General features: G+C 31.4%; 12 protein-coding genes and 1 riboswitch. Of the genes, 6 read left to right on the top strand and 6 right to left on the bottom strand.

What is annotated here, in order from left to right:
• Positions 1-326 precede the first annotated feature (326 nt).
• Positions 327-1,319: a DUF3231 family protein gene (locus MWH25_RS05585; protein WP_248626646.1), complete on the bottom strand. Its 993-nt coding sequence runs from the start codon at positions 1,317-1,319 to the stop codon at positions 327-329.
• A gap of 165 nt (positions 1,320-1,484) precedes the next feature.
• On the opposite strand from MWH25_RS05585, the gene MWH25_RS05590 reads away from it, so the two are divergent.
• The 4 genes from MWH25_RS05590 to MWH25_RS05605 all read left to right on the top strand — a co-directional run bounded on the left by MWH25_RS05590 (position 1,485) and on the right by MWH25_RS05605 (position 5,941).
• Entirely contained in the window at positions 1,485-2,423 is a 939-nt protein-coding gene (locus MWH25_RS05590; protein WP_248626648.1) for a L,D-transpeptidase family protein, read from the top strand.
• Between the two features lie 231 nt (positions 2,424-2,654).
• Positions 2,655-4,079 carry an ABC transporter substrate-binding protein gene (locus MWH25_RS05595; RefSeq protein WP_248626650.1) on the top strand — a complete coding sequence of 475 codons (1,425 nt, stop codon included), beginning with the start codon at positions 2,655-2,657 and terminating at the stop codon, positions 4,077-4,079.
• Positions 4,080-4,122: 43 nt separating this feature from the next.
• Positions 4,123-4,233, top strand: a riboswitch (SAM riboswitch).
• 64 nt (positions 4,234-4,297) lie between these two features.
• A complete protein-coding gene (locus MWH25_RS05600) occupies positions 4,298-5,494 on the top strand; it encodes an O-acetylhomoserine aminocarboxypropyltransferase/cysteine synthase family protein (protein ID WP_248626652.1) in 1,197 nt (398 codons plus the stop codon).
• Positions 5,495-5,755: 261 nt separating this feature from the next.
• Positions 5,756-5,941 (top strand): type Z 30S ribosomal protein S14, encoded by a 186-nt coding sequence (locus MWH25_RS05605; protein ID WP_248626654.1) that lies wholly within the window; start codon positions 5,756-5,758, stop codon positions 5,939-5,941.
• A gap of 148 nt (positions 5,942-6,089) precedes the next feature.
• Here MWH25_RS05605 and MWH25_RS05610 read toward each other — a convergent pair whose 3' ends face one another.
• Positions 6,090-7,667, bottom strand: coding sequence for a putative polysaccharide biosynthesis protein (locus MWH25_RS05610; RefSeq protein ID WP_345947228.1), 1,578 nt, complete (start codon positions 7,665-7,667; stop codon positions 6,090-6,092).
• 98 nt (positions 7,668-7,765) lie between these two features.
• On the opposite strand from MWH25_RS05610, the gene MWH25_RS05615 reads away from it, so the two are divergent.
• On the top strand, positions 7,766-7,918 hold the full coding sequence (locus MWH25_RS05615) for a hypothetical protein (protein WP_248626657.1): 153 nt from the start codon (positions 7,766-7,768) through the stop codon (positions 7,916-7,918).
• 153 nt (positions 7,919-8,071) lie between these two features.
• Positions 8,072-8,530 (top strand): hypothetical protein, encoded by a 459-nt coding sequence (locus MWH25_RS05620; RefSeq protein WP_248626658.1) that lies wholly within the window; start codon positions 8,072-8,074, stop codon positions 8,528-8,530.
• On the opposite strand, the gene xerA is transcribed toward MWH25_RS05620, so the two are convergent.
• The 4 genes from xerA to MWH25_RS05640 all read right to left on the bottom strand — a co-directional run bounded on the left by xerA (position 8,527) and on the right by MWH25_RS05640 (position 11,082).
• Positions 8,527-9,459, bottom strand: coding sequence for a site-specific tyrosine recombinase/integron integrase (xerA, locus tag MWH25_RS05625; RefSeq protein ID WP_248626659.1), 933 nt, complete (start codon positions 9,457-9,459; stop codon positions 8,527-8,529). The two genes, MWH25_RS05620 and xerA, sit on opposite strands and share 4 nt — an antisense overlap.
• A gap of 357 nt (positions 9,460-9,816) precedes the next feature.
• Entirely contained in the window at positions 9,817-9,990 is a 174-nt protein-coding gene (locus MWH25_RS05630; RefSeq protein ID WP_248626660.1) for a hypothetical protein, read from the bottom strand.
• Between the two features lie 181 nt (positions 9,991-10,171).
• Entirely contained in the window at positions 10,172-10,810 is a 639-nt protein-coding gene (locus tag MWH25_RS05635) for a thiamine diphosphokinase (RefSeq protein ID WP_248626661.1), read from the bottom strand.
• Positions 10,811-10,935: 125 nt separating this feature from the next.
• Complete coding sequence (locus tag MWH25_RS05640; protein ID WP_248626662.1) at positions 10,936-11,082, bottom strand: hypothetical protein; 147 nt, start codon at positions 11,080-11,082, stop codon at positions 10,936-10,938.
• Positions 11,083-11,301: the final 219 nt, after the last annotated feature.

Raw genomic sequence — 11,301 nt, forward strand, 5'->3', positions numbered from 1 at the left:
AACTAGGAATCAGTAAAACCATTAAAACATAAAATTAAAGTTCAAAACTCTATATCTACAGGTTAGACTGGTTTTGACTTTAGGGTTCTATTTAAATTTTAGGAAAATTTTGTTTGAGCTGAGCATAGATTATGCACTTGATTTGCTGATTAGTTGAGGGAAGGCTGATTTTTAGCCGCCTCGAATTAGTAGAGGAATCTTTACTGCATGGTAAAGATTCCTCTTTTTTGATTCTACTTAGCCTTAATCTTAGACTTAAACTTAATTATCGTATAATCTTAATTGGTTAAACATATTTTTAGATAAGATTATTATTGAACTAACGTTTAAAGTTTTCTATATTTTGGAGATATATATGCCCAGCCTTTTGTTTTTCCATATCTGATAAAATCATTATAAAATTCTATTTCTTGCTGATAGAGTTGGAGAAATAATTTGCGGATATTATTATTTTTTTTAGATTCTACAACTGCTCGGATATGTTTGCTTATAGCATCTTGAATTCCTTTGATAATAATTCTAAAGATAACCTTATCTTCTATAGTTGCAGGATCTACTTTTGCTTGTTGAGAAGCAGGCGGTTTTTCAGGAAGAGGGATTTCAAATTTTGCAGCTAATTCTTCAATTATTTTAATTTGATCTTTGAGTGTTGAAGTTCCACTGTCTAATATTAATTTCAAATCTTTATCATTAGTTAAAGCTAAAAATATACGAGTAAGTTGTAATTGATCATATCTAAAGTTAAGCAGTTCCCATAAATGTCCTGCTTCAATTGTAGATAATAGTTTTTTAGTAGGTTGATCAGTTCTAAAAGGTGGTTCTGTTTCTGTCCACCCTTTTGCATTACCATACTTATAGAGATCATTAAGATCAGTCAAATGGCTAGTTACAAAATTTATAAAGTTGTTTCTTAAATTATCATTAACTCTACTTCTACTTGTAGCTTGACTCATTAAGTAAAGTTCAGAAATTAAATCAGTAGAAATTTTTTTAAAGATCATCTTATCAGATATTTCATCGATTTTTGTAGAGATTTTTATTTGTTCAGGCGGTTTAGAAGGAACTTTTATTTTTATCTTTTTAGCTATATTTTCAAGAATCTTTACTTGTTTTTGAAAGTTTTTTAGATGTTGAGAAAGTAACAAGTCAAAATCACGATCATGGATAAAATTTTTGTATAATTTATAGGTTTCTATACTTGCATATCTACTTTGTAAAGTATTCCATAGATCATACGCTTCTATAGTGGATAATTCGTTTTCAGCAGTAATTGATCTTTTTAAAAGTCTTTTAGGATGTAATAAATCAGAAATTTTCAACTGTTGTATCCTCCTATAAAATGCTATTTTTTATTTAAGTTAATTATATTATTTGAGATATTCCTAAAATTTATTTAGCCTTTATAATTTTAAAAGATAAAATAGCAAACACCCTCACTTATTATATAATTAGTAAGTTATCTAATTTGAGAAAGGAGTTTATTAATGTTAAAAAAGTTCTTGTTTTTAGTAGTCATTATCCTATTGATGCTGATGACTATGAGTCCTATTTACCTTGAAGCTACAGTTGAGCCTGATTACAATTGCTTAGATAATCGTGAATTATGGTTGCGTAAACCGAAGATGAAAGGATATGATATTTTAGAATTACAACGTGAATTAAAAGCATTAGGCTTTTATGAAGGAAAGTTAAATTCAATTTATGATCAAAAGACTTATCAAGCTGTCAGAAGATTTCAATTTGCTAATGGCTTACCGGTCACAGGAGTGGTTAGAGAAAATACCTGGACTCAGATAACTGAAGTAGCTAATCAAGTATTATTAAAAACAGCTGCTCAGAATTTAGAGCAGCCGACAGGAGAAGTTTCTTTATTGATAGATGCTTATAGAAAAGAGATGATCGTTTACTCTGATGGAGAAATTCATTATAAATTCCCTGTAGCAGTTGGAAAGCCTTCAACAAAATCTCCTATTGGTGAATGGGCAATCATTGCCAAAGATGCTGATTGGGGAGGTGGCTTTGGAGTTCGCTGGATGAGATTAAATGTTCCCTGGGGAATTTATGGAATTCATGGTACCAACAAACCCCATTCAATTGGGACGGCAGCCAGTCATGGTTGTATTAGAATGTTTAATCGGCATGTTAAGATTCTCTATACTTGGGTTGAAGTCGGTACTCGAGTCAAAATTATCGGTAATAGAGATCCGGTTGAGATTACCCATGATTTAAGACCTGGTCAGACAGGGAAGGATGTCTTATTATTTCAAGAAAAATTAAGAGAGCATGGGTTTGATCCTGGTTATACTGATGGGAGGTTTGGTGAGGGTACTCAAGATGCAATGAAGGAATTTAAATATTTTTATGGTTTGAAGGATGATTTAATAGCAGATGATAATACCTTTTATATTTTAGGGATTAAATAAGAGTACTCTCAGCTAAAAGAAAATATTGGAAGATAAAATATTTAGGCGTAGGATGCTTTGCAGTTATTGATGGTTTAAGTGTTTGTGGTTTTATGATTTTGAATTTAATTGTAAATTGTACATTGTACACTAAGACGGCGGTGCAGAGAAATTTAGTTGTCTGTGAAGTATTGTAATGGCAGGCTTTAATTTAGCTGAGAGCGTTAAATAAGAAAAGAGGGGTATTGAAGGATGTGGAAGAAACTAAAGTTTAATCTTAGTTGGATAGGAATAATTACAATTATGCTCTTAATAACGATTATTAGTGGGGCTGTCATCTTTTATGTTAAATTTAGGGCAGAGACTGGATTTAAGATTGATCCAACTGTAGAAGTTGATCCTAATCAGAAATATCAGATAGATTACTGGGATTATCCATTATTTATCGACTTAGAAAATGACTATCGAGAGTTTTTAGAAAATACGATCGAAGAGTTTAATAAGTTCTATCCTAATATCGAAGTCAATTATCAACTTTTATCCTTTGCAGAAGGTGAACAACGACTAAAGGAGTCATTACTTGAGGATAGAGGACCTGATATTTATAATGATATCTTTGGTACTAAATTGATTTCTGAAGAGTTACAACTTCCTGTCAATCCTTTTTTAAAATTAGAGGATGAGGCAGGGGCTAAGGAATTGGATAATTATGATCCGTTAGCCCTGAGAGCATTATCAGGTGAGGAAGAAATCTGGGGCTTACCTACTTGGTTAATTCCACAACTTTGGGTAGGCAATAAAGGGGTGTTGGCCCAAACTGGTTTAGATTTAGAGCAAGTGGTGCAAGAGGGATGGAATTGGCAAGAGTTTGAAAAGTTTAGCCAAGAGCTTAGTGCTGAAGATAAAGTAATAATATTCAACCCTTATAATCCAGAACTCTTCTATCAATTATTAATGGCAGCAGGCAAGGGGGAGCTAATCTCTTCTGAAAGAAGGTTGTTGTTGACTGAAAAAGACTTAACTGAAACCTTTCAATTTTTAGAACAGTTACGTGATAAAGGTGTCTTCCCCAGAGAGGAGAAGAGAATGAATGAAAAATTATTATCGTATTTCTGGGAGAATCAAGCGGCAGTAATTGCTCCAATTAACCTCTGGTTATTAAATAACCTCTATCAACGAGAGCTTAATGAAGGAACTGAGTTAACCTTATTACCACCACCTTCTAAATTTAAGAAAGGGGTTGTCCCCATAGAAACAAGGAGCTTACTTTTATTTCGCCAAGAGGAATATCGAGGTGATGACCATACTAAAGCTACTTATAAGTTTGCTCAATTTGTGGCTCAAAGGAAGACTCTCTTGTTAGCTAAAAAGTTAAATGTAATGCCAGCTTATTTGCCATTACAAGAAGAGTGGTTAACTGGAGTTGGGTTGAAAGAAGGGATTAAGGTTCAACTTTTAGAGTATTTAAAGCAAGGTGCTTCTCATGAAATAGGTAACTTTGCTGATTTTGATTTAGAAAGACTGGTTAAGGAAAGAATTGAAGAGGGGTATCACAACTTCTGGTTTGAAGATAGGTCAGTTTCTGAAATTGTTACTGAAATGATCTTCGATTTAGAACAGATTATAGCTGAAAATAAAGAAGTAAAGACGGATGAAAAAGATAGCTTTCTAAATTGACATAATTAATATGTTATGTTATCATTAAATAAATATATATATCATCTTATCAAGAGTGGCTGAGGGATCTGGTCCATTGACGCCCAGCAACCTCCTATATTAATAGGGAAGGTGCTACCTCCAGCAATACCTAAGCGGTATTGACAGATAAGAAGGTTTTACTACCAACCTCTTCTTATCAGAAGAGGCTTTTTAATTTTATAAAGGGGGATTTAATAATGAGTAGTAGAGAAGATTATTCATTTGACACTATTGCTTTACACGGAGGATATGATCCAAAAAAAGATAGTAGTGGAGCAAGAGCTGTACCAATTCATCAGACTACTTCCTATGTCTTTGATGATGCAGATCATGCAGCGAGATTATTTGCTTTAGAAGAAGCCGGTAATATTTACACAAGAATTACTAATCCGACCAATGCTGTTTTGGAGCAGAGAGTAGCAGCTTTAGAAGGAGCAGAAGCGGGGTTGGCTACTTCTTCAGGGATGGCTGCAATCAATTTAACTGCTCTTACTTTGGCAGAAGGGGGCGGAGAGATTCTATCTTCTAAATATATTTATGGAGGTACATATAATTTATTCGCTACCACTTTACCTAAATATGGTATAGAAACCAAGTTTGTCGATCCTCATGATCTGACTGCTTGGGAAGAAGGGATTACAAATGATACAAAGTTTTTATATTTAGAATCTCCAGGCAACCCAACCTTAGATATTGTTGATATTGAAGCTATAGCTGAGATTGTCCATCGTAATGATTTAAAGTTAGTTGTTGATAATACCTTTAATACACCATATTTATCTCAACCACTTAAATTTGGAGCTGATGTAGTAGTTCACTCAGCTACTAAGTATATTGGTGGGCATGGTAGTTCAATTGGTGGGGTAATTGTTGGCCCAGAAAAGTTACTCTTTGAGATGAGGACAGAAGGTTATCGTGATACAGGGCCAGCCTTAAGTCCAATGAATGCCTGGTTATTCATACAGGGGTTAGAAACATTGTCATTAAGAATGGAGAAACATTCTAGCAATGCATTGCAGGTTGCTCAATGGTTAGAGAGTCATTCTCAAGTAGAATGGGTCAGATATCCTGGTCTAGAAAGTCACCCTCAGCATGAGTTGGCCCAAAAGCAGCAAAAGCACTTTGGGGGTATGGTCTGCTTTGGAATCAAAGGTGGTTTTGATGCTGGTAAGAAGTTGATTAATAGTGTTGAGTTATGCTCTTTGTTGGCTAATATTGGTGATACTAGAACATTAATTATCCATCCTGCTTCAACGACCCATGAACAATTATCAGCACAAGAGCAAGAAGATGCTGGTATCAGTAATGATTTAATTAGATTATCGATCGGAATTGAGAATGTTGATGATATTATTGCTGATTTAGGACAAGCTTTCGATAAAGCAGCAGAATAACAGAAGAAAGTTGCAAATAGAAGTAAGACTAAAACAGCAACAGCAGAATTAGCTGGATAACCCTAGAACAATTCAAATAGTAATTATTACTATTTGAATTGTTCTAAAGTAATGTTATAATTGATGAACGATTCTGTTAAATATAAGTTCTAAGTAAATTGTACACTACGAAGGTATAGAGAAACTTAATTATATGCGAAGCATTGTAATAACAGACTTTAATTTAACTGAAAGTATTATAATATTTAAAGGAGGTATATAATGGCTCGCAAAGCAAAAATTGAAAGAACAAACAAAAAAGCAAAATTCTCTACTAGACAAGAAAACCGTTGTAAGGTTTGCGGACGACCTCATGGTGTTTTGCGTAAATTTAAACTTTGTAGAATTTGCTTTAGAGAGTTGGCCCATCAGGGTAAACTACCTGGTGTAAGAAAAGCAAGTTGGTAGGTAAAGTTGTCTTAAGACAACTTTAGTCTGAGATTGAGTTTGAGTTTAAGCAAGATCTAAAAAAACTCTTCTCTTTAAAGAGAAGAGTTTTTTCTTTGATTTACTTAACCTTAATCTTAATCTTAAACTAAAATGAGCAAAGCTCATTTTAGGGCTTCAATCGCTCCAGATCCTCTCCAGTTATTCCGTTAGTTAAAACTAAAAAAGTAAAATAGAAGCTACTACTTAATGTAATCGAAACAGCTAAGCTGATCAGGTCACTATTAGACATATAATAAATCAGTTTATAGAGCTGTGGTAGAATAGCCACTACTAAACTACTAGCTAAGATTGGTTTAAAAATTAGATGAATGATTGGAATCTGTAACTTGACTCGATTATTAATCGAGCCATAATGCAGAAGGGATATGATGATATATCTGCTTCCAATTGCTAAGATAATTAAATGAAATCCTAATTGAGGAAAGAGAGTAACCGATTGAATAATAGCTAACTCAATTGCTAATCCTACAATTGAATTTCTAACAACTAAATTAGGCTTACCTAACCCTTGAATAATCCCAGCAAATATCTGAGATAAATACATGAATATAGCTGGCAGAGCTAATAGCCTTAAATATTCACCTGCTTGGGGATAATTAAAGATTAAATCAGTAATTTGATGAGGTACTAAAAATAAGATAACCACTGCTAACATACCCAAATAAAATGTTAGTCTAATGGCTTCTAGTGACTTCTTTCTAATTGCTTGTTGATTATTATGAGCAGCCGATTCAGAAATAGCAGGAATTAGATTTGACATTAATGCAATTGTAATAATTGTCGGTAAATAAATTAATTGTAATACCATTCCTGATAATTGACCATACAATGATGTAGCTTCTGAAACACTATATCCTATCTGTTGTAGCTTGCCAGGAATAGCTATTGCCTCTACACTATACATTAATGAAGCTACAAGACGACCTAAGGTAATTGGTACTCCAAATTTCAATAATTTTTTAATTAGAACAAAGCTTGTTCTAGTACTAGATTCTGAGCAGTTCTTTTTTACTTCTGGTAAGTAAAAGAAAAAGATGAGCACTAACGCTAAAAAACCAACTGCTTCTCCTATAGTTACTCCTATTGCTACTCCAGTTGCTTTAAGCTTGAGTGGAGCATCAATTAATTTATATAAGACAAATAAAGTTACAATCATCCTAGTTATCTGTTCTATTATCTGTGATACAGCAGTTGGAGTCATAATCCTTAACCCCTGAAAAAAACCTCGTAAAATGGAAGAAATACTAACAAAAAAGAGTGCTGGAGCAACTGTAAGCAAAATAGGATAAGTTCTAGGGTCGTTTAATAGATTATTAGCTATAAACTCAGCACTATTAGTAAAAATAAAGACAACGACTACACTACTAACTATTACTAAAGAAATTGCTAATTTAAAATTCTTCAAGACTGTTTGATAATTCTTGTTAGCCATTTCTTGAGAGGTGAATTTAGAGATGGCTACTGGTAGTCCCATTGTGGTAATGATAGAGCAGGTTATAAAAACAGGAAATACCATCTGAAATAACCCTAAACCTTCATCGCCAATTACCCTAACCAAGATCATCCTTAAAACAAAGCCTAATATTCTATTAAAAAGACCGGCTAACATCAAAATAAAAGCACCTTTAATTAATGAATGTTGTTTTATTTTGTAGTCACTCCTTTTTCTACTGTATTTATTAATATATAGTTTATTGGCCCGTGAAGTATTAAAAGTAACAAAAATATTTTGCTTTCAATATAATGTTAGTGAATCAATAAAGCTAACAAGGAGGAAAGAAAATGAGGAAAGATGAGGTGGAAAGATTAATTAAAATAGCTAAAAATTTAAAAGCAAAGAAAGATAATAATCAAATAACAGACTTTGAAAAGGATGAATTAAAAGAAATATATAAGTTATTAATTGTTGATGATGATCAAAAAAATGAAATTTAATTTAGTTCTCAGACAAGTTAACTATTTTTAATTTTTGTAAAACTAAAAAAAGAGATTAATCATTGGTTATTCACTATTTCAATGTATGATAATTAATCAAACAGGGGAAACTAGGTTTTGAGAATATAATACCAACATTGAAAGGGTGGGAGTATGAAATTAAAATTAGCAGATAAAATAGATGATTATGATCAATTGATGGATCAACAGTTTAATTTGTTACAACAAATGATAGATTTATCTAATGATATTATCCAACAAGATTATCAAGATGATGAGTTGTTGAAAAAAGGAAGTGGCTTGTTATCAACAATGCTAACTTTAAATCAAATTAATTACCACTTGGTTGAAAATTTTCCTGATAAAAAAGAAATTAAATTTATTCGTGATCAATATCGGACTTTCGATGTTGGCCCGTTAGATAAGATTAAAGAAGAGATCAATATGTTGAATATACATTTAATGGAACTAGAAACTTTAAAACAAAAAATGGAGGAAAGAGATGAATGGGAGAGGGAAGAGGAGTTGAATGACATCAGATGGATAGCTAATCGCAATCTCAATGAGTACGAAACGGCTTTAGAAGATGTTTTTAAAGACAAATCAAATTAAAGTTTAGGCATTTGTTGAACAGCGTGTTTACGCTGTTCTTTATCTGTGTGAGTATAAATTTGAGTTGTGGAAATATCACTATGCCCCAATAATTCTTGTAACACACGTAAGTCCTTTGTTCTCTGATATAAAAGTGAAGCGAAAGTATGTCTTAATTTATGAGGAGTTATTTTTTCAGCATCTTTAATTCCTGCTTTCTTGGCATATTTCTTGACCATCTTTTGAACTGTTCGAACACTGATTCGATTACCACGATTAGATAGAAAAAGGGCTTCTTTAGCATCAAAATTACTAGGGGAGATTTCTTTTCTATCAGGAAGATAATCTTTAATAGCTGTGATAACTTCACTATGCAATGGCACATAACGTTCTTTATTACCTTTACCATAAAATTTGATTGATTGTTCCTGATAATTAATATCATTTAAGTTTAGATTTACTAATTCTGAAATACGCAGTCCACAATAAATAAATACTTTAGTAATTGCCAAATCTCGACTTTTATTTTTGCTATTGTGATTTTTGATAGCTCTAATATAATTTTTAATATTACTTTCTTTTAAGTATACAGGTTCTGATTTGAACCTACTCTTTGTAGCTTCGATATCACTAGTTGGATTTTCTTTGGTTATCTTTTTTTTCTTAAGATATTTAAAAAATGAACGTAAACTATATAATTTACGGTTTCTAGCAGCAGGGCTATTATCTTTTATTAAGATAATATCACTTAAAAATTCACTGATTTGAAATTCATCAATATCCTGCACTTGCAAGGTTGACAAGTTATGATTGAATTCTTTTTCAAGATATCTTCCAAATATTGATAAATCATGTTCATAATGTTCTGCTGTAGAGTTTGAATAACCACGTTCAGCAATTAAATATTTAATAAAGCTTTTAATTGCTCGCTTATAAGTTAAATTTTTCATTATAGTCACCTCTTTAACATAATTATTCGTTAAATATATCTTTAACGAAGTAATGCTGATATTAGTTTGCTTCTTTATTTGTTCAAACAGACTAAAAATAATTCTGGTAACCTTATAATGTTTAAATAACCACTTATTATTTCAACATTCTTATTTATTCAGATTTCCAAATTATAAATTTATATAAAAATCTTAAAAAATAAAAGTTAGCCATAATCTATAAAAACATGATCTCTAGACTATAAAATAAAACCACTGAAAGAATCAGCAGAAATTCAAAAAAATATATTCATCTTCGCTTAATAATTCAAGAAGCAATTTATTAATTTTAATAAATTGCTTCTTGAATTATTTGCTTTAATTAGATTCTGGTTCATCATAATGAACTTTATCTATTTTAACCCCTCTATAATTAACTTCGCCTTGAACACATTCCATGCAGTTATCACATTCTTTATTAGGGTTTACATCACAAAATAGACATTCACCACAATATTCACAAGGCTTATGCTCCACAACACACTCTTTCATGCAACCGACCCCCCCATACTAATTATTACCTAACTAAGGTATTATATACATTTCAATTTAAATTATTTTAGACTTTATTTTTCAAGCATTCATGTTTTATATTCATTTCCACCTTTACTTCTTCCTATATAATAATCATCTATAGCTTCCCTTACTTTTTATTATATAAGCATTTAATTAATTAAGTGCGGATTATCATAAGTAATTTACCTGTTTCCAATTTAATTACAGCTTCCTCTTCGGTAATAAGATTACCTAAACCCAATGTATCTCCCCTAGTCATTACCCCATCTGTCAACTCATATTTAAAACCTTCTAAATCTATCCCCGTAGCTTTAGAAGTAAATGGTAAAAAAGATATGCGTTTATCTTGTTGGTGTTTTATGATTTTTTGTTCGCTGATTACTTCTATTATTTCTGAAGGACTAACTAAACTCAAATTAATATCAAATTTAGAAAACTTCCCTAATAAATATAGATTGCCTAAAACATGATCTAAGCCTCCTCCTAACCCAGCAAAAATAACAACTTTTTCAAACTCATGTTCTACTAAAAACTCTAATAAAATTTGACTATCAGTCTTATCTTTTTCAGATGGGTATTTCTTCAATCTAACCCCTTTAGTTCGATAATAATTTAAAACTTTTTTTGAAATTGAGTCAAAATCTCCTAAAATTAATTCTGGCACTAATCCTAACTCATAAGCATACTCTGCTCCACCATCAGCACAAAAAATTTCATCTTCCCTTTGAATATATCTTAGATAAAAATCTTTTTTTCCCTTCATTTCTCCATTAATAAATACAATCGCTCTCTTCATTATACCTACCCTCTTTTTATTTAGTTGGATTTTATCTAGAACAGCCAAGAAAACTCCATCTAAGCTACTGTATTAGGTGGAGATGAATTGGCTATTTTAAATTTAATTAAATATTGAATTTAAAATTATTGTTCTTTAGAATATTTGTCAATGATATACTCCATACCTTCTTCAATTAAATCATTAGCATTTTTGTCTAACTTAATAGCTAACACCTTAATCTTTTTGTATAATTTTTCTTCTAATGTAGTATTGATATTTTTTCTAGCCATTTTAAGCACCTCCTAAAATAATAATACTACATAGTTGACTATGTGTCAATAGTATGTTATAATTAACATAGATAACAATGCAAAGGAGGTGAAAGAATGAGATTAACATTTAAATTCAAACCTAATTTTAGTCATAAACAATTAGAGATAGTTAAAGAGTTAAGTTGGCATTGCTCAAAACTATATAATACAGTTAATTATCAAATTAAAAATAATGAA

The organism is Natroniella acetigena (assembly GCF_023227745.1).
Taxonomy (GTDB): Bacteria; Bacillota; Halanaerobiia; order Halobacteroidales; family Halobacteroidaceae; genus Natroniella; species Natroniella acetigena.

Coding starts and splice junctions, on each gene's coding strand:
- MWH25_RS05590 (WP_248626648.1), top strand. CDS start 1,485: ATGTTAAAAAAGTTCTTGTTTTTAGTAGTCATTATCCTATTGATGCTG.
- MWH25_RS05595 (WP_248626650.1), top strand. CDS start 2,655: ATGTGGAAGAAACTAAAGTTTAATCTTAGTTGGATAGGAATAATTACA.
- MWH25_RS05600 (WP_248626652.1), top strand. CDS start 4,298: ATGAGTAGTAGAGAAGATTATTCATTTGACACTATTGCTTTACACGGA.
- MWH25_RS05605 (WP_248626654.1), top strand. CDS start 5,756: ATGGCTCGCAAAGCAAAAATTGAAAGAACAAACAAAAAAGCAAAATTC.
- MWH25_RS05615 (WP_248626657.1), top strand. CDS start 7,766: ATGAGGAAAGATGAGGTGGAAAGATTAATTAAAATAGCTAAAAATTTA.
- MWH25_RS05620 (WP_248626658.1), top strand. CDS start 8,072: ATGAAATTAAAATTAGCAGATAAAATAGATGATTATGATCAATTGATG.
- xerA (WP_248626659.1), bottom strand. CDS start 9,459: ATGAAAAATTTAACTTATAAGCGAGCAATTAAAAGCTTTATTAAATAT.
- MWH25_RS05630 (WP_248626660.1), bottom strand. CDS start 9,990: ATGAAAGAGTGTGTTGTGGAGCATAAGCCTTGTGAATATTGTGGTGAA.
- MWH25_RS05635 (WP_248626661.1), bottom strand. CDS start 10,810: ATGAAGAGAGCGATTGTATTTATTAATGGAGAAATGAAGGGAAAAAAA.
- MWH25_RS05640 (WP_248626662.1), bottom strand. CDS start 11,082: ATGGCTAGAAAAAATATCAATACTACATTAGAAGAAAAATTATACAAA.